Origin of the sequence: Pseudomonas sp. AP42, from assembly GCF_001728935.1 — a bacterium.
Classification (GTDB): Bacteria; Pseudomonadota; Gammaproteobacteria; order Pseudomonadales; family Pseudomonadaceae; genus Aquipseudomonas; species Aquipseudomonas lactis.
On sequence record NZ_LYSO01000047.1, the window covers coordinates 15,179 to 33,008 of the forward strand.

Consider the following 17,830-nt stretch of genomic DNA (forward strand, 5'->3'; position numbering starts at 1 on the left):
TTCTATTTGCCGGTCAGGCCGTTCAACAAACCGCCCAGACCGCCTGTGGCTGTAGTGCCGCCTGTGGTTGTGGCCGTGCCTGTGGTGGTAGTGGTGGCGCCGATGTTCAGGCCGCCGAGCAGGCCACCGCTGGTGCCAGTGGTGCCGCCGGTTACCAGGCCTCCCACCGAGGCTACCGTACCGCCTACCGCTGTGACGGTGGTGCCTACCGCGTTGGTGATCGGGCTGGCATTGGCTGCCGTCAGGTTGGTACCCAAGCTGCTGACTGCGCCGCCGACTTGAGTCACCAAACCGTCCACCGGAGTACCGATACCGGTGGTGGTACCTACGTTTTGCGTCAGTGTGGTGACGCCGGAGGTCACGGGGTTCAAGGCGGCGCCGACAGTGGTGGATACGGTGGCGAGTGGTGCGGTGGCGCCAGTGTTGGCGACACCCGTGCCGCCGAGGACGGTGCCCACCGAGGCAATGGTACCGCCCAATGCGCCGCCGGTTACACCGGCTGCACTGACCGTGCCGTTGGTGTTGCCCGCATTCAGGCCGGTGCCTACGTTGGCTACCACGCCGCCGATCAACTCGGGTAGACCGGCAGCTGCGGTGCCGCCGGTTGGCGCGACATACCCGCCGGATGTATCGAGTGCACCACCGACGCCAGTCAGCACGCCGCCGACGACATTGGTCACAGGGTTGCTTGCACCACCCGCGGTAGTGACTTGAGTGCCCAGGCTCGCTACGGTGGTGCCAACTTTATCCAGCACACCACTGACTGGCGTGCCCAGGCCGGTTGCCGTGCCGAGGTTGCCGGTGGTGTTTTCCACCAACGACACTACAGGCACCAACACTTGGCCGCCCAGGGTGTTGGTCAACGAACCCAGCGGGCCGGTGGTGCTGGCTGTGCTGAGGGTGTCGCCGAGCATGGTCACGGCGGTACCGACTTTATCCACGACGCCACCTACTGCAGTGCCTACACCACCTGTGAGGCCGCCAACGACGGGGACGCCCCCAAGGGTTGTCGACAACGATTGGCCGGTAGTCGACAGGCCGCCGCCCAAGTCAGCGACGCCGCCGCCGACACCTGCAACCGTAATGCCCAGCGAGTTGGTATTGGTCCCCAGGGAACCCAGACCTGTTGTAACTCCTGTACCGATGGTGGTGACCGCAGTGCCGACCGAGGTGACCAGGCCGCCTGCTGTAGTGCCGACGATTGGAACAGGGGTCAAGGCGCCTCCGAGATCACCCACTGCTGCGCCTACATTGCCTACGGTGGTGCCGAGGGTGCCGGCGATCTGGCCGGTGATCAGTGGGGTAGTGGTCGAACCTGTTCCGCCGCCAGTCCCGCCAGTCCCGCCGGTGCCACCACCAGTCCCGCCGGTACCGCCGCCAGTCCCGCCGGTGCCGCCGCCAGTCCCGCCGGTGCCACCGCCAGTGCCGCCAGTGCCACCACCAGTTCCACCCGTGCCGCCGTCAGTGCCGCCGGTGCCACCACCAGTTCCACCCGTGCCGCCGTCAGTGCCGCCGGTGCCACCACCAGTCCCACCGGTACCGCCGTCAGTGCCGCCAGTGCCACCGCCAGTCCCACCGGTACCGCCGTCAGTGCCGCCAGTGCCACCGCCAGTCCCGCCCGTGCCGCCGCCCGTGCCGCCATCACCGCTCCCGGCACCTGCACCCGCATCCGGCGAGGACGCCGCCACGCTGGATTTATGCCCGCCACCACCGCTGCTGCAGCCGCCCAGGCTCATTGCCAGAACGAGGGCCAGCGCGGTACTTGCTTTCCAAAACACGACTTGAGTTTTCATGATTGAGTTCCTTGCACCTGGTACAACCTTGGTTGTTTCAAACCCTCGTTATTTCTTTGGATAACGATAGGTTTGTCCGTGTGGCTATCTCAGGCCAGGGCACTCTTTCACGCAATGCTCAACTTGGTATTAACGATTTATATACATCCGGCCATCGTCGGCTTAATGACTAATACCAAAGGTGTAATGGAGGGATGTTTCAGGATTTTTATATGAGCAAAATCAAAGCGTTGTAAATAAAGGCGGACCTCGTAAGGTCCGCTATAACTTAGGGTGTATATATACAATTAATCAGGGGTTTTCAGGCAATCGGCTGCCACTTCCCAAGCATATGTTGAATATCCCCAGCGCCTTTGAGTTCCAACCCACCGCTGGAACCGGCCGCGCTGCTCATCAATATCACTTCGCTGGGCAGGCGCACCGGCTTCATGAACTCGACGTCGATTTCAATATTGGCGGCCGGCAAGTGTTCTGCCAGCACCGCGAGGGTGCGCGCCTTGTTCCACAACCCGTGGGCGATGGCCTGGGGAAAACCGAACAGCTTGGCGGTAGGCGCACTAAGGTGGATGGGGTTGTAGTCGCCGGACACGCGGGCGTAGCGGCGGCCTATGTCAGTGGGCGCTTTCCAGCGCGTCAGTTCGGTGAGCGTGCCCTGAGTCTGCAATCCGCTGTCCGCAGCTTCGCCTTCAAGCTTCACGCCCCGACATAACATTTGGCTTTCGGCTTCCCACAAGAGCCCGAGGGCATCCTCCACGACCGTCACGATGTCAAAGGTGGCCCCCTTGGGATGGGGGCTGAGATTGCGTGCGTAAACGCCGACACTCACGTCACCCACTCCACCTAGAGGCCGATGAATACGGATGCGATTGCGCAGGTGGATCAACCCCAGCAGCGGAAATGGAAACGTCTTGTCCGTCAGCAATTGCAGTTGCAGGCCGAACGCGAGGATATGCGGATAAGTCGCCGGCAGCATCGGGCTGTCAGCAAAGCCGCACACCTTGCGGTACGCCGCAACGGCGCTGGGGTTGACACTCATCCGGCAGCGCAACCCACGTTCGGGCAATGTGCTGCCGGTGATCTTGCGCTTGAGCGCCGCACGCCAGTACAGCGGCAGTAGAGACGGGGTGCTGTCCAACGTTTGCCATTGCATGCTCACGCTCCCAGAAGACTTTGCCCACACACCCGCAGCGCCTGGCCGCTGACCGCACCGGAACCCGGCTGGCTCAGCCAGGCGACGGCTTCGGCCACATCCTGAGGCAAGCCACCTTGGCCCAGGGAGCTCATGCGGCGCCCGGCCTCGCGAAGGGCGAAGGGAATATGCGCGGTCATCTGGGTTTCGATAAACCCGGGCGCGACGGCGTTGATGCTGATCCCACGCTCCTTCAACAGCGGCGCCCAGGCTTGAGCCAGGCCGATCAATCCGGCCTTGCTCGCGGCATAGTTGGTTTGCCCACGGTTGCCGGCAATGCCACTGATGGAGGCCAGCAATATCACCCGTGCGTTGTCTTGCAGGGTACCGCTGTCGAGCAGGGCCTTGGTCAGCACTTGCGGCGCGTTGAGGTTGACCGCCAGCACCGCGTCCCAGTATTCCGGGGTCATGTTGGCCAGGGTTTTGTCGCGGGTGATGCCGGCGTTGTGCACCAGGATGTCGAGCCCGTCTGGCAGGTGTTCAGCCAGTTGGCGGGCGGCATCTTCAGCGCAGATATCCAGCACCACCGTGCGCGCATTCAGACGCGCGGCCAGGGCTTCGAGGTCGGCCTTGGCCTGGGGCACATCGAGCACAATGACCTCGGCGCCGTCGCGGGCCAGGGTTTCGGCGATGGAGGCACCGATGCCTCGGGCGGCGCCGGTCACCAACGCCTTGCGCCCGGCCAGCGGGCGCGTCCAGTCTTGCACCGGGGTATCGCAGGCCGCCAGGCGAATCACCTGGCCGGAGATGTACGCGCTTTTGGGCGAGAGGAAAAACCGCAACGCGCCTTCCAACTGGTCTTCGGCACCTTCGCCCACGTACAGCAACTGCAGCACGCCACCGCTGCGCAACTCTTTGGCTAGGGAGCGGCTGAAGCCTTCCAGGGCGCGCTGGGCGCTGGCGGCGAACGGATCGCTGAGGCTTTCCGGCGCCCGGCCAAGGATCACCAGGTGGGCACTGTGGTCGAGGTTTTTCAGCAGCGGCTGGAAGAATTCACGCAGTTGCTTGAGCTGGTCGGTGTGCTGCAAACCGCTGGCGTCAAACACCACCGCCTTGAGCTTGGGGCCGTGCCCGGGAATCCACGCGGGCGCTGTCGAGGCTTCGGCGCCGTAGCGGTAGACGGCGTCGGTGAGTCGGTTGGCAAACGCCAGCACCTGGGTTGCCAATGCGCCACCGCCCAGCAGCAGTGCGCCTTCGACCGGGCGCAGGCGTCCGGCTTGCCAGCGTTCCAGGCGTACCGGTGACGGCAGGCCAATGGCGGCGACCAGGCGATGGCCGAGGCTTGAGTTGGCGAAGTCGATATAACGGTCAGACATGGAACGCTCTCCGAAGGCTGGGGTTCAAAGGTTGACCACCCTGGGGTGGCAGTCGTTCGATTGAGCCTAGGCTAGGCTTGATGATTCCACCCACCACCACAAGGGAGCTTTCCATGACTCAATTGCGCCGTGTAGCGATCATTGGCGGTAACCGCATTCCTTTCGCCCGTTCCAATGGCCCCTACGCCACGGCGAGTAACCAGGCGATGCTGACCGCCGCATTGGAAGGCCTGATCGAGCGCTACAACCTGCACGGCCTGCGCATGGGCGAGGTGGCCGCCGGCGCGGTGCTCAAGCATTCCCGTGATTTCAACCTGACGCGTGAATGCGTGCTCGGCTCGCGCCTGTCACCGCAAACCCCTGCGTATGACATCCAGCAAGCCTGCGGCACGGGGCTGGAGGCGGCGCTGCTGGTGGCCAATAAAATTGCCCTGGGCCAGATCGAATGCGGCATTGCCGGCGGGGTGGACACCACCTCGGATGCGCCGATTGGTGTGAATGAAGGGCTGCGCAAGTTGCTGCTCAAAGCCAACCGCAGTAAATCCATGGCGGACAAATTAAAAGTTCTGTTACAACTTCGTCCCCAGCACCTCAAGCCGGAACTGCCGCGCAACGGCGAACCGCGCACCGGTTTGTCCATGGGTCAGCACTGCGAGCTGATGGCCCAGACCTGGCAGATCCCCCGCGCCGAGCAGGACCAGCTGGCGTTGGAGAGCCATCAGAAGATGGCGGCGGCCTACGCCGAAGGCTGGCACAACGATTTGCTTACGCCCTTTCTCGGCCTCACCCGCGACAACAACCTGCGCCCCGACCTGACCCTGGAAAAACTCGCCAGCCTCAAGCCGGCCTTCGAGCGCAGCGAAAAGGGCACGCTCACCGCGGGAAACTCCACACCGCTGACCGATGGTGCCTCTCTGGTGCTGCTGGGCAGCGAGGCGTGGGCCAAGGAGCGTGGGCTACCAATCCTGGCTTACCTGCGTGATGGCGAAGCAGCGGCGGTGGATTTTGTCCACGGCGCCGAGGGCCTGTTGATGGCGCCGGTGTATGCGGTGCCACGCTTGCTGGCGCGCAACGGCCTCACCTTGCAAGACTTTGATTACTACGAAATCCACGAAGCCTTCGCCGCCCAAGTGCTGTGCACGCTCAAGGCCTGGGAAGACGCCGACTATTGCAAGACCCGCCTGGGCCTGGACGCACCGCTGGGGTCGATCGACCGCAGCCGGCTCAACGTCAAGGGCAGTTCCCTGGCGGCGGGCCATCCGTTTGCCGCCACCGGTGGGCGGATCGTCGCCAACTTGGCTAAATTGTTGGATACGGCGGGCAAGGGCCGTGGGCTGATTTCCATTTGTGCCGCCGGTGGTCAAGGCGTGACGGCGATAATCGAACGCTGATTGCCGATAAAATTGGCCCATTGAATGCATTCTGAAGGGGTCAGAGGTCAGTAGCCTCTCCCCCCGGCGAGCCGATTGCCGTATAACGAGTGCCACACGCGTGTTTGGTAATACAGGACCCACAATAAAAGCTGATGAAGACTCCTAAACGCATTGAACCCCTGATCGAAGACGGTCTGGTCGACGAAGTGCTGCGCCCTCTGATGAGTGGTAAAGAAGCAGCTGTTTATGTGGTGCGCTGCGGCAATGAATTGCGTTGCGCCAAGGTTTACAAGGAGGCGAATAAACGAAGTTTTCGTCAGGCGTCCGAATACCAGGAAGGCCGTAAGGTCCGTAACAGCCGCCAGGCGCGAGCCATGGCCAAGGGCTCCAAGTTCGGCAAGAAAGAAACCGAAGATGCCTGGCAGAACGCTGAAGTGGCGGCACTGTTCCGCCTGGCCGGTGCGGGCGTTCGCGTGCCCAAGCCGTACGACTTTCTTGAAGGCGTGCTGTTGATGGAACTGGTGGCCGACGAATACGGCGATGCGGCGCCGCGTCTGAATGACGTCGTGCTGGACCCGGACCAGGCGCGCGAATACCACGCCTTCCTGATCTCCCAGATCGTGCTGATGCTGTGCACCGGCCTGGTGCACGGTGACCTGTCCGAGTTCAACGTACTGCTCACGCCTACGGGCCCGGTGATCATCGACCTGCCCCAGGCGGTGGATGCGGCGGGCAACAACCACGCCTTCAACATGCTGGAGCGTGACGTCGGCAACATGGCTTCCTACTTCGGGCGTTTTGCCCCGGAGTTGAAGAAGACCAAGTACGCCAAGGAAATGTGGGCGCTGTATGAAGCCGGCACCCTGCACCCGGCCAGTGTGTTGACCGGTGAGTTCGACGAGCCGGAAGAACTGGCGGATGTGGGCGGTGTGATCCGCGAAATCGAAGCGGCGCGGCTGGATGAAGAGCGTCGCCAGGCGATTCGCGCAGCGGATGATGCGCCACCGAGCAAAGTACCGGACGAGCCACCGCCGCCGCCTTGGATGCAGTAACTCACAACGGCGCGTTCCAATGTGGGAGCTGGCTTGCCTGCGATGCAGACACCTTGGTGTATCAGTGACACCGGGGTGATGCTATCGCAGGCAAGCCAGCTCCCACATTTGGTTTTGTGTTTGTCCAATCAGGCGCAGCAGTTACCTGCCGCCAACTCCTTGAGTATCGGGCAATCGGGCCGATGATCGCCCTGGCAGTGTTCCATCAGATCCTGCAAGGTATCGCGCAGTTGCCCCAACTCGCGAATCTTGTGATTGAGCTCGTCGATGTGCTGACGCGCCAAGGCTTTTACGTCGGCGCTGGCTCGCTGGCGGTCCTCCCATAGGGTCAGCAACTTGCCGACCTCTTCCAGTGAAAACCCCAGGTCCCGCGAGCGCTTGATGAACGTCAGAGTGTGCAGGTCATCGTGGCCGTACACCCGGTAGCCGCTGTCGGTGCGGTGGGCGGTTTTCAGCAGGCCAATGGATTCGTAGTAGCGAATCATCTTCGCGCTTAGCCCGCTGGTGCGGGCGGCTTGGCCGATGTTCATGGGCGTTGATCCTCCAAGTCCTTGGGTTTCCAGGTTTTCAACAACAACGCATTACTCACCACGCTGACACTGGACAAGGCCATGGCGGCGCCAGCCAGTACCGGGTTGAGCAGGCCGAAGGCGGCCAGGGGAATGCCGATCAAGTTATACACAAAGGCCCAGAACAGATTCTGTCGAATTTTCGCGTAGGTCTTGCGGCTGATCTCCAGGGCGGCCGGCACCAGGCGCGGGTCGCCACGCATCAAGGTGATACCGGCGGCATGCATGGCCACGTCGGTGCCGCCGCCCATGGCGATGCCGATATCGGCAGCGGCCAGGGCGGGCGCATCGTTGATGCCGTCACCGACCATGGCCACCACGCCGGTTTTTTTCAGCTCGGCCACGGCAGCGGCTTTGTAGGCGGGCAGTACCTCGGCATGCACATCGTCGATGCCCAAGGCCTCGGCCACCACCCGCGCACTGCCGTGGTTATCGCCAGTGATCAGGTGGCTGCTGATGTGCTGCGCCTTGAGTTGTTGCACGGCCTGCAACGCGCCGGGCTTGAGCGTGTCGCCAAAGGCAAACAGCCCCAGCACGCGGGGCTGCGCGCCTTGCTCGATCAGCCAGGACAAGGTGCGGCCTTCGGCCTCCCATTCCTTGGCACGCGGGCCTAAATCGCCTGCGTTCAGGCCGGTTTCTTCCAGCAAGCGGCGATTGCCCAGGGCTAGTGGCCGACCGTCGAGCGTACCGGCAATGCCGCGCCCGGTGAGGGATTGGCTGGCGCTCACATCGGCCACGTCCAAACCTCTTTCGCGGCAAGCATCCAGCACGGCCTTGGCCAGTGGGTGCTCACTGCCGCGTTGCAAGGCGCCGGCCTGTTGCAACAACAGGGCTTCGTTGCCATCCACGGCCGCCAAATGCGCGATGTTGGGTGCGCCGGAGGTGAGGGTGCCGGTCTTGTCGAACACCACGGCGCTCACGGCATGGGCGCGCTCCAAGGCTTCGGCGTCCTTGATCAGAATGCCGTGGCGTGCGGCGACGCCGGTGCCGGCCATGATCGCGGTCGGCGTGGCCAGGCCCAAGGCACAAGGGCAGGCGATCACCAATACGGCGACCGCATTGATGATGGCAGTTTCCAGGGAGGCACCGTACAGCCACCAGCCCACCACGGTGATCAGCGCCAATACCAGCACGGCCGGCACGAACACCTGGCTGACTTTATCCACCAGTTTCTGAATCGGCGCCTTGGCGGCCTGGGCGTCTTCGACCAGGCGGATGATGCGCGCCAGCACGCTTTCCGCGCCCAGGGCCAGGGTGCGCACCAGCAAACGGCCTTCACCGTTGATGGCGCCACCGGTGACCGCGTCGCCGGGTTGTTTGGGCACCGGCAGGCTTTCGCCGCTGATCAGCGCTTCATCGGCATGGCTCTGGCCTTCCACCACCTCACCGTCCACCGGGAAGCGTTCGCCGGGTTTGACCAGCACCAGGTCGCCGTGCTTCAACGCACTGATGGCGACGTCTTCTTCGCGGCCGTCCTGCACGCGAATCGCCCGTTCCGGGCGCAAGGCTTCAAGGGCGCGAATGGCACTGGCGGTCTGGCGCTTGGCGCGGCTTTCCAGGTATTTGCCCAGCAGCACCAGGGCGATCACCACCGCCGAGGCTTCGAAGTACAGGTGCGGCGTCACGCCTGGGGCGGCGGTGAGCCATTCATAGATACTCAGGCCGTAGCTGGCACTGGTGCCGATCGCCACCAGCAGGTCCATATTGCCAGCGCCGGCACGCACGGCTTTCCACGCGGCGACGTAAAAGCGCGCGCCCAGGATGAATTGCACGGGGGTGGCGAGGGCAAACTGTATCCAGGCGGGGAGCATCCAGTGCGGGCCGAAAGGTTCTACCAGCATTGGCAGCACCAAAGGCAACGCCAGCAGAATGCCCGCCACCAGCGACCAGCGCTCGCGGCGCAGGCGTCGGGCTTGATCGGCGTCGGTGGCGGTTTCGCTTTGGGGCAGGGTGGCGGTGTAGCCGGCCTTGTCGACGGCGGCGATCAGCACGCTGGGGTCCATCTGGCCCTGTACTTCGATGTGCGCGCGTTCATTGGCCAGGTTGACGCTGACACGTTGCACGCCCGGCACCTTGCCCAGGGCGCGTTCGACCCGCCCGGCACAGCTGGCACAGGTCATGCCGCCGATGGGCAGGTCAAAGGTGGTGGATCCATTCATGGGGCAGTCCTCCAAGAGAAGTTGCCACTAGGATCAACCTTAACCTGTGGGGAAGGTCAAGCCCCTTCAGTATTCCAATGCGGCGGCTTTGAGGTACATGCCGTCCGGGCCCTGGGCAATGCGTAATTTGCGTACGTCACCGGCTTTCAAGGTGATGTTCTGCGCACGTGGCGCGAGTAGGCCCGGCAGACAGCCTGCAGCTTGGCCCGGCAAAAGCTTCAGGCGCAGCGACGTATCGCCGGGGGGAAGATTGAATGAAGTGGCCTGTTCCTGGAACAGACGCCCGGCGAGTTGGTCCTGGATATACAGGCCGATCTCGCAGTAGGTCGGCACTTCCAGGCGTTCGCGGGAAATAATCAGCACCGCATAATCTTCAGCTGCCAGGGCCTGGGGGGCAGCGGCAGGCAAGCTTATCAGGCCGGCAAGGGCAAAAAACAACCAGCGCATGGCGAATGCTCCGTGGTTCACAGCAAGGAAGGTTGAAGCTTGGCCGACGTCGCCGCCGAATACCAGCCCGGCAGAAATACTGAGAACTTGACCTTGCCATCATGGCAAGCTCGACACTGGGCCCAACCTCATCAAAGGAGTCATGTCATGCAAATATTCAGCGTTGAAGGAATGACCTGCGGCCATTGCGTTAAAGCGGTGACCCAGGCGGTACAGAGCCAGGATCCTGCGGCGAGTGTGGAGGTCGATTTGAAGGCCAAAGAAGTGCGGGTGGCAAGCGGTCTGTCCTCGGACCAAGTGATCGGTCTGATCACTGAGGAAGGCTACAGCGCCAAGCTGGCGTGATTTTTCTGATCGTTAGCCACCTAACGTAATGTTCATGGCACCCAAGCGCGGCTAGACTGTTGAGCTGCCGACTCACTTGGGTGTCTGATGAACCTTCGCATAATCCTGATTCTGGGCGCCTTGAGCGCCTTCGCGCCGTTGGCGATCGATTTTTACCTGCCGGGCTTTCCGGCAATGGCCACGGCCTTCGCCACCGACGAAAAACATATCCAACTGACCCTGGCCGTGTATTTCGCGGGCCTGGCCATTGGTCAATTGATCTACGGGCCGCTGGCCGACCGCTTTGGCCGGCGCGTGCCGCTGCTCAGCGGCGTCACCCTGTTTACCCTCGCGTCTTTCGCTTGTGCGTATGCGCCGTCCCTGGAATGGCTGATTGGTGCACGCTTCGTGCAGGCCCTTGGCGGGTGTGCGGGTATGGTGATTTCCCGGGCGGTGGTCAGCGACAAATGCGATGCCGTGGGCTCGGCCAAGGTGTATTCGCAGCTGATGCTGGTGACCGGCCTGGCCCCGATCCTGGCGCCATTGGCCGGTGGCCTGATGGTCGGCGTGTGGGGCTGGCAGTCGATTTTCCTGGCGTTGTCGTTGTTCAGCGTGATGGCGGCCATCGCCGTGGCGGTCGGGTTGCCGGAAACCTTCCCGGCCGATCAGCCGCGCCAGCCGTTGTCGGGCTCGTTGCGCCGCTACGGCTCGCTACTGTCAGACCGGGTGTACCTGGGTTATGCCTTGACCGGCGGCATCTCGATTGCCGGGATGTTTGCCTACATCGCCGGTTCCCCCTTCGTATTTATCAAGCTCTATGGCGTGCCGGCCGAGCATTACGGCTGGTTGTTCGGCTCCAACGCCGCGGGCTTTATCCTGGTGGCGCAACTGAACGCAAGATTGCTCGCCAAGCGCGGCCCGGCGTTTTTGCTGTCGCGCACCGTGTGGGTGTACGTGGCGGCGGCGTTGACGCTGTTGGGAATTGCCGCGTTGCGCACCGAGGCGCTATGGCCGTTGCTGGTGCCGCTGTTTATCTGCATCGCCAGCCTGGGCTGTATTTTGCCGAATACCTCGGCCTGTGCCATGAGCGGGCAGGGCGCGCGGGCCGGCAGCGCGTCGGCGTTGCTCGGTTGCATTCAGTTCGGTGTGGCGGCAGGCGCGGCGTCGTTGGTCGGCGTGTTGCACGACGGCACGGCGATGCCGATGGCCATGGTCATCAGCCTCTGCGGTGTGCTGGCGGTGACCATTGCCATGGCGACCCAGCGCCTGCAACGGGCAAGGGCCGTACAAGCGCAGGTCTGAAGTTCGGCTCAGCCAGCGGAACGTTGCTGGTTGAGAGGGAAGCGATGGGGCGCCTGGATCCGGGCTTGTAGCGTGTCGGCAAAGGCGCGGGCCTCGGCCTCACTGCGGAAGTTGATGGCCTCGCCGTCGAGACGAACTTGCCATTGGCTGCCGGGAGATTTTGCTAACGCTTTTATCAGGATTTTCATTGCTGACTTCCTCACGTAAAAGAATCGTGGCAAAGGCGGCCAATATAAACCTGAACGGGCGCGTAAATATGACAAGGATCAACTCTCGGACTAATGGTGTCGTCCATTACCTACGTGAGTAACGGACGACACTGACAGCCGTTTTTTCAGAACCCTTCCAGCACGATCTTGCCCTTGGCCTTGCCGCTTTCCAGCAGGGCGTGGGCGCGGCGCAGGTTCGCCGCATTGATCACACCGAAGTGCTCGCCTACCGTGGTTTTCAGGGTGCCGGCGTCGATCAGCTCGGCCACGCGGTTGAGCAGGTTGTGCTGCTCGATCATGTCTGGGGTCTCAAACATCGAACGGGTGTACATGAACTCCCAGTGCAGCGACAGGCTCTTGCGCTTGAGCTTGCTCACATCCAAGGCCTTGGGGTCGTCGATCAACGCCAGCTTGCCTTGGGGTTGCAGCGCTTCGACCAGTTGGTCCAGGTGATGCTCGGTCTGGGTCAGGCTGGCAACGTGGGTGACTTGCCCGTGACCGGCCTGTTTCAACGCTTCGCTCAGCGGTTGGCTGTGATCGATCACCAGGTGTGCGCCCAGGGCCTTGGCCCATGCCTGGGTCTCGGGGCGTGAGGCGGTGCCGATGACCTTCAGCGCCGTGAGCTGGTTAGCCAGTTGAGTCAGTATCGACCCCACGCCACCGGCAGCGCCGACGATCAGCAGGCTCTGGCCTTGATCGTCTTTGCCTTCAACCACCTGCAAACGTTCGAACAATAGCTCCCACGCGGTGATGGCGGTCAGCGGCAATGCGGCCGCTTCAGCAAACCCCAGGCTCTTGGGCATATGGCCGACGATGCGTTCATCCACGGTGTGCAGTTCGCTGTTACCGCCTGGGCGTACCAGAGAGCCGGCGTAGTACACCTTGTCGCCGGCCTTGAACAACGTCACGTCACTGCCGACCGCCTTGACCACCCCGGCCACGTCCCAACCCAGCACCTTGGCGGCGCCATTTTCCGGGGCAACGTTGTGGCGCACCTTGGTATCCACCGGGTTGACCGAGATGGCTTTGACTTCCACCAACAGGTCACGGGGGCCGGCCACGGGGGCGGGCAGTTCGATGTCTTGCAGGGATTTGGGATCGTTGATCGGCAGTGAGGTGTAGTAGGCGATGGCTTTCATGATGGCTCCAAGTAAATACGGTCAAGGTAGGAGCGAGCTTACTCGCGAAAAGCGTTAACAATGACGCGGTGTTTCTGGTTTAACGCGTCGGTCTTTAGGTTTTCGCGAGCAAGCTCGCTCCTACAGAAAAAAGGCGGGATCAGGCGAGAAATTTCAGACGCTTGAGTTCGAAGTGTTCGATCACATCGGCGGCCTGGGCGCGAAAGCTCTGGATATGCGCGCTCTGGTCGTGGTCGGCCAGCGCCGCGTCATCGCTCCAGCGCTCGAGCATGTAGAAGGTCTCGGGGTGTTGCAGGTCCTGGTGCAGGTCGTACTGCTCGCAACCGGCTTCCAGGCGGGTCGGTTCCAGCAGGCCGCGCAGCAGGGTTTCCAGGGTGGCGTGCTGGCCGGGTTTGGCGATCAGCGTGGCGATGACATTAAAAGCGGTGGACATAGTCGACTCCTGGCACGGGCTAACGGGATGGGCAGATGATTGGCTATTTCCCACGCCGATAAAAGCGGCTAAAACAGCAGGCTGTTTCAACCAAATATTGATAATGAGCGGGAATGCATGCTGCGTTTTGATGATTTGCAGTTGTTTGTGCGGGCCGCAGACTTGGGTAGCTTGTCGGCCGCGGCGCGGGTCATGGACTTGTCGCCGGCGGTGGCCAGCGCCGCGCTCAAGCGTATCGAACAGCAACTGGGCACGCGCTTGCTGGCGCGCTCAACCCGCAGCCTGCGTCTGACGGCCGAAGGCGAGGGCTTCCTGGAGTACGCGCGGGCGTCACTGAGCGCGCTGGATGAAGGGCGGCGCCTATTGGCCAGTGGCCAGGATCACGTCAGTGGTGTGTTGCAATTGTCGGCACCTTCGGATTTCGGCCGCAACCAGCTGCTGCCGTGGCTGGACGCCTTCCAGCAGGAGCACCCGCAACTGAACGTGCGCCTGTTGCTCGGTGATCGCATCGCCGACCTGTTCCGCCAGCCCGTGGACATTGCCCTGCGCTACGGCGAGCCCGAAGACTCCAGCCTGATTGCGCTGCCCATCGCCCCGGACAATATTCGCGTACTCTGCGCCGCGCCCAGTTACCTCGCCCGGCATGGCGAGCCGCGCCATCTGGAGCAACTGGCCCAGCACAATTGCCTGCTGTACATGCTTGGCAGCCGCGTCCACGACCATTGGGGTTTTTACGATGGCAAGCGTCATGTGAGCCTGACGGTCAGCGGCGATCGCTTCAGCGATGACGCCGATGTGGTGCGCCGCTGGGCGGTAGCGGGCATGGGCATTGCCTACAAGTCGTGGCTGGATGTGAGCACTGATGTGCTGGCCGGGCGCTTGCGTTTGATCCTGCCGGAACTGCAGGGCGAGCGCACACCGCTCAACTTGCTGTGCGCCCACCGTGCGCAATTGAGTAAACCCATCAACCTGCTGCGGGACATGCTCGTGTCCCGTTGTGCGACATTGACCGCGCAGCGACCGGGGTGAATGGGTTCTCGGCAATAGCCTGCGCCACGCTCGGAAGTTTCACTCATATCCTGTCCTGATCTGCACTGTCAGACGCCGCGGAACCTATTGCCTGCGCACCTATACTTGGGCGTCAACCGCAGCAGAAAAAATGGTTTAACAGGGAGTGAATACATGGGAGCAGCACCTTGCATCAGTCAGATCGCCAGCTTGCTCGCCGAGCCTAAACGCACGGCCATGCTCTGGGCCTTGATGGACGGTTCGGCGAAGTCTTCAGAAGAACTGGCGGCTCTGGCCGAGTTGTCGCCAGCGTCAGCCAATGCTCATTTGGCGCGGCTGACCGGCAGCGGCCTGTTGCGGATCGAAGCGCGGCGGGGCCAGCGCCTGTTTCGGGTAGCAGCCGCCGATGTCAGTGCCGCCATCGATGCGTTGGCCAGCACCACCATGGCCAGCGCGGCCCGCAGCACCCCGGATGTGTTGCCGCCGGCGCTGCGGGCACCGCCGTTGCTGCGCCGCGCCCGCTGGTGCCACGGCCACCTCGGCGGCGAGCTGGCGGCGCAGCTGTATCAACGGATGCTGGAGGCCGGATGGATCGAGCGCCATGAACCGCGTACCGAAGTGACGCCCAAGGGTGTGCAGGCGTTGGCGGAACTGGGCATTTTCACCCAGGCACTGGCTTCGCCGCTGGCCTGCGACTGCTTCGACTGGAGCCAGCAACAACCCCACCTGGGCGGTGCGTTGGGGGCGGGCTTGATGCAGCTGTTTCTGCAGGCGAACTGGATCAGCGTGATCAACGAATCTCGGGCTTTGTCTGTTACTGATGTGGGGCTTGAGCACATAGCCCGCATCGCCAAACTGTAGGAGCGAGCTTGCTCGCGAAAAACGTGAGTGCGCCGCGTTTTATCCAGAGGCTAGGCGTTAACGTTTACGATCTTCGCGAGCGAGCTCGCTCCTACAGGCGTTGGCGTCGTTCTCAGGTGTTGTCAGGTCGCATCCAGCAATAGCCGGCGCAAACGATGCCGCACACTCGCCAAGGGGATTTTTCATACGAGGGGTGCGGCATGGGTAGGCAGGGTTATAGCGCGGCGGAACGCCTGGAACGGTTGCCCATCAGCGGTTACCACCGAATCATTTTCATCATCATCGCCCTGGCGTTTTTTTTCGACTCCATGGACCTGGCGATGATGACCTTCCTGTTGGGCTCGATCAAAACCGAGTTTGGCCTGAGCACGGCCCAGGCCGGGTTGCTGGCCAGTTCGAGTTTTTTCGGCATGGTGGTGGGCGCTTCGCTGTCCGGGATGCTTGCTGATCGCTTCGGGCGCAAGCCGGTGTTCCAGTGGAGCATCGTACTCTGGGGCCTGGCGAGCTACCTGTGTTCCACGGCGCAGACGGTGGAGACGCTGACGTTGTTCCGGATCTTGCTGGGCATTGGCATGGGCATGGAGTTTCCCATTGCCCAGTCGATGCTGTCGGAGCTGATTCCGGCCAAGCGACGCGGGCGTTACATCGCCTTGATGGATGGCTTCTGGCCGTTGGGTTTTGTGGCCGCGGGCGTGTTGTCTTACTTCTTGTTGCCGGTAATTGGCTGGCGCGACATCTTCCTGGTGCTGGCGATACCGGCGGTGTTTGTGTTGGCTATCCGTTTCTTTATCCCGGAGTCGCCGCGTTGGCTGGAACAGGCTGGGCGCCATGAGGCGGCGGACAAGGTTTTGCTGGGCATCGAGCAGAAGGTGCGCGATTCCCTGGGCCGCGCCGACTTGCCGGAGCCGATCGCCTTGCCACGCATCGAGAGTGCGCCGGGGACGTTTTTCTCCGCGTTCCAGCAACTATGGTCGGCGCAATACCGCCAACGCACGATGATGATCTGGAGTGTGTGGTTCTTCGCCCTGCTCGGGTTCTACGGGCTGACGTCGTGGTTGAGTGCGTTGTTGCAGCAATCGGGTTTCGCCGTGACCCAGTCGGTGTATTACACGGTGATCATTTCCCTGGGCGGGATCCCAGGCTTTTTGATGGCCGCGTGGTTGGTCGAGCGCTGGGGGCGCAAGCCCGTGTGCGTGGTGACCTTATTGGGCGGCGGGGTGATGGCGTTTCTGTATGGGCAGAGCGCAGTGTTTGGCGGCAACGTGGGCCTGCTGATCACCTCGGGGTTGTTGATGCAGTTCTTCCTGTTTGGCATGTGGGCGGTGCTGTACACCTACACGCCGGAGTTGTATCCCACCTCGGCACGTGCGACCGGCTCGGGGTTTGCGTCGGCGATTGGGCGGGTTGGCTCGTTGCTCGGGCCGTTGGTGACCGGGCTGGTGTTCCCGATAACCGGGCAGGGCGGGGTATTTGCCTTGGGCGCGCTGTGCTTTGCGGTGGCGGCACTGGTGGTGTGGGTGTTTGGGATGGAGACCAAGGGCAAGACCCTGGAAGAACTCACCCAGGCTTGAAGCTGATGGGCTCCATGTGGGAGCCGGGCTTGCCCGCGATAGCGGTAGGTCTGGCAGTAAGAGGCTGGCTGATGCACCGCTATCGCAGGCAAGCCAGCTCCCACAGGTTGAGTCCAGGTCTATTCAGTTACGGCTTCACGAGCCGCGCATCCAGGCTGTTCTGCGCCAGGCGTTTGGCCTGGTCCTGGGTCATGCCCAGGCTGGTGTACAGCGCATGGAAGTTCTCGGTGACATAGCCGCCGAAGTACGCCGGGTCATCCGAGTTCACGGTGACCTTCACGCCACGTTCGAGCATGTCGAGGATGTTGTGCTGGGCCATGTCGTCGAACACGCAGAGCTTGGTGTTGGACAGCGGGCACACGGTCAACGGAATCTGCTCGTCGATGATGCGCTGCATCAAGCGCTCGTCTTCGATGGCGCGCACGCCATGGTCGATGCGCTGGATTTTCAGCAGGTCGATGGCTTCCCAGATGTACTCGGGCGGGCCTTCCTCACCGGCGTGGGCCACGGTCAAAAAGCCTTCGTGACGGGCACGGTCGAACACGCGCTGGAACTTGCTCGGTGGGTGGCCCATTTCCGAACTGTCCAGGCCTACGGCCACGAACGCGTCACGGAACGGCAGCGCTTGGTCGAGGGTTTTCTGCGCTTCGTCTTCGCTCAGGTGGCGCAGGAAGCTGAGGATCAAACCGCTGGTGATGCCCAGTTGCTGCTCGCCGTCTTTGAGTGCAGCGGCGATGCCGTTGAGCACCACTTCGAACGGCACGCCACGGTCGGTGTGGGTTTGCGGATCGAAGAAGGGTTCGGTGTGGATCACGTTCTGGGCTTTGCAGCGCAGCAGGTAGGCCCAGGTCAGGTCGTAGAAGTCCTGGGACGTGCGCAGCACATCGGCGCCCTTGTAATACAGGTCGAGAAACTCTTGCAGGTTGTTGAAGGCGTAGGCCTTGCGCAGGGTTTCGACGTCGTTCCACGGCAGCGCAATCTTGTTGCGCTCGGCCAGGGCGAACAGCAGCTCAGGCTCCAGCGAGCCTTCCAGGTGCAGGTGCAATTCAGCCTTGGGCAGGGCGTTGAGCCAATCGTACATTTTT

The 17,830-nt window shown here is 62.5% G+C and carries 17 protein-coding genes; 7 read left to right on the forward strand and 10 right to left on the reverse strand.

The window, feature by feature from the left end; all coding sequences use genetic code 11:
* Nucleotides 1–2 precede the first annotated feature (2 nt).
* From A7K61_RS17525 to A7K61_RS17535, 3 genes are all read right to left on the reverse strand, one after another.
* Nucleotides 3–1,793 carry a collagen-like triple helix repeat-containing protein gene (locus A7K61_RS17525; protein WP_044271156.1) on the reverse strand — a complete coding sequence of 597 codons (1,791 nt, stop codon included), beginning with the start codon at nucleotides 1,791–1,793 and terminating at the stop codon, nucleotides 3–5.
* 301 nt (nucleotides 1,794–2,094) lie between these two features.
* A complete protein-coding gene (locus A7K61_RS17530) occupies nucleotides 2,095–2,943 on the reverse strand; it encodes a MaoC/PaaZ C-terminal domain-containing protein (RefSeq protein WP_069558028.1) in 849 nt (282 codons plus the stop codon).
* 2 nt (nucleotides 2,944–2,945) lie between these two features.
* Nucleotides 2,946–4,298 carry a 3-oxoacyl-ACP reductase gene (locus A7K61_RS17535; RefSeq protein WP_069558029.1) on the reverse strand — a complete coding sequence of 451 codons (1,353 nt, stop codon included), beginning with the start codon at nucleotides 4,296–4,298 and terminating at the stop codon, nucleotides 2,946–2,948.
* Between the two features lie 113 nt (nucleotides 4,299–4,411).
* Between A7K61_RS17535 and A7K61_RS17540 the strand changes: the two genes are divergently transcribed.
* On the forward strand, nucleotides 4,412–5,689 hold the full coding sequence (locus A7K61_RS17540) for an acetyl-CoA C-acetyltransferase (RefSeq protein WP_069558030.1): 1,278 nt from the start codon (nucleotides 4,412–4,414) through the stop codon (nucleotides 5,687–5,689).
* 134 nt (nucleotides 5,690–5,823) lie between these two features.
* Nucleotides 5,824–6,723, forward strand: a complete 900-nt coding sequence (locus A7K61_RS17545) for a PA4780 family RIO1-like protein kinase (protein WP_003188241.1) — start codon at nucleotides 5,824–5,826, stop codon at nucleotides 6,721–6,723.
* 128 nt (nucleotides 6,724–6,851) lie between these two features.
* On the opposite strand, the gene cueR is transcribed toward A7K61_RS17545, so the two are convergent.
* The 3 genes from cueR to A7K61_RS17560 form a co-directional block, all read right to left on the reverse strand.
* Nucleotides 6,852–7,253, reverse strand: coding sequence for a Cu(I)-responsive transcriptional regulator (gene cueR / locus A7K61_RS17550; RefSeq protein ID WP_003188242.1), 402 nt, complete (start codon nucleotides 7,251–7,253; stop codon nucleotides 6,852–6,854).
* Complete coding sequence (locus A7K61_RS17555) at nucleotides 7,250–9,451, reverse strand: cation-translocating P-type ATPase (protein WP_069558031.1); 2,202 nt, start codon at nucleotides 9,449–9,451, stop codon at nucleotides 7,250–7,252. Before A7K61_RS17555 ends, cueR begins: the two co-directional genes overlap by 4 nt.
* A gap of 66 nt (nucleotides 9,452–9,517) precedes the next feature.
* Nucleotides 9,518–9,898 (reverse strand): hypothetical protein, encoded by a 381-nt coding sequence (locus A7K61_RS17560; protein WP_047712491.1) that lies wholly within the window; start codon nucleotides 9,896–9,898, stop codon nucleotides 9,518–9,520.
* A gap of 147 nt (nucleotides 9,899–10,045) precedes the next feature.
* Here A7K61_RS17560 and A7K61_RS17565 point away from each other — a divergent pair, with 147 nt between their 5' ends.
* Together A7K61_RS17565 and A7K61_RS17570 are read left to right on the forward strand one after the other, a co-directional pair.
* The gene (locus A7K61_RS17565) at nucleotides 10,046–10,243 is read left to right on the forward strand and encodes a heavy-metal-associated domain-containing protein (protein ID WP_032893730.1); all 198 of its coding nucleotides are present in this window, start codon (nucleotides 10,046–10,048) and stop codon (nucleotides 10,241–10,243) included.
* 87 nt (nucleotides 10,244–10,330) lie between these two features.
* Entirely contained in the window at nucleotides 10,331–11,524 is a 1,194-nt protein-coding gene (locus A7K61_RS17570) for a multidrug effflux MFS transporter (RefSeq protein WP_003188248.1), read from the forward strand.
* A gap of 8 nt (nucleotides 11,525–11,532) precedes the next feature.
* Here the strand turns inward: A7K61_RS17570 and A7K61_RS17575 are convergent, their stop codons facing one another.
* The 3 genes from A7K61_RS17575 to A7K61_RS17585 form a co-directional block, all read right to left on the reverse strand.
* Nucleotides 11,533–11,712, reverse strand: a complete 180-nt coding sequence (locus A7K61_RS17575; protein ID WP_003188250.1) for a hypothetical protein — start codon at nucleotides 11,710–11,712, stop codon at nucleotides 11,533–11,535.
* A 146-nt stretch (nucleotides 11,713–11,858) separates the two neighbouring features.
* Entirely contained in the window at nucleotides 11,859–12,872 is a 1,014-nt protein-coding gene (locus tag A7K61_RS17580; RefSeq protein WP_044271171.1) for a zinc-binding alcohol dehydrogenase family protein, read from the reverse strand.
* Nucleotides 12,873–13,011: 139 nt separating this feature from the next.
* Nucleotides 13,012–13,305 carry a putative quinol monooxygenase gene (locus tag A7K61_RS17585; protein WP_032893727.1) on the reverse strand — a complete coding sequence of 98 codons (294 nt, stop codon included), beginning with the start codon at nucleotides 13,303–13,305 and terminating at the stop codon, nucleotides 13,012–13,014.
* Nucleotides 13,306–13,422: 117 nt separating this feature from the next.
* Here A7K61_RS17585 and A7K61_RS17590 point away from each other — a divergent pair, with 117 nt between their 5' ends.
* The 3 genes from A7K61_RS17590 to A7K61_RS17600 all read left to right on the forward strand — a co-directional run bounded on the left by A7K61_RS17590 (nucleotide 13,423) and on the right by A7K61_RS17600 (nucleotide 16,745).
* Nucleotides 13,423–14,334 carry a LysR family transcriptional regulator gene (locus tag A7K61_RS17590; RefSeq protein WP_003188255.1) on the forward strand — a complete coding sequence of 304 codons (912 nt, stop codon included), beginning with the start codon at nucleotides 13,423–13,425 and terminating at the stop codon, nucleotides 14,332–14,334.
* Between the two features lie 153 nt (nucleotides 14,335–14,487).
* The gene (locus A7K61_RS17595; RefSeq protein WP_044271174.1) at nucleotides 14,488–15,174 is read left to right on the forward strand and encodes a helix-turn-helix transcriptional regulator; all 687 of its coding nucleotides are present in this window, start codon (nucleotides 14,488–14,490) and stop codon (nucleotides 15,172–15,174) included.
* Nucleotides 15,175–15,374: 200 nt separating this feature from the next.
* Nucleotides 15,375–16,745, forward strand: a complete 1,371-nt coding sequence (locus tag A7K61_RS17600) for an MFS transporter (RefSeq protein WP_069558032.1) — start codon at nucleotides 15,375–15,377, stop codon at nucleotides 16,743–16,745.
* Nucleotides 16,746–16,872: 127 nt separating this feature from the next.
* Here the strand turns inward: A7K61_RS17600 and A7K61_RS17605 are convergent, their stop codons facing one another.
* Nucleotides 16,873–17,826 carry an adenosine deaminase gene (locus A7K61_RS17605; RefSeq protein WP_003171521.1) on the reverse strand — a complete coding sequence of 318 codons (954 nt, stop codon included), beginning with the start codon at nucleotides 17,824–17,826 and terminating at the stop codon, nucleotides 16,873–16,875.
* Nucleotides 17,827–17,830: the final 4 nt, after the last annotated feature.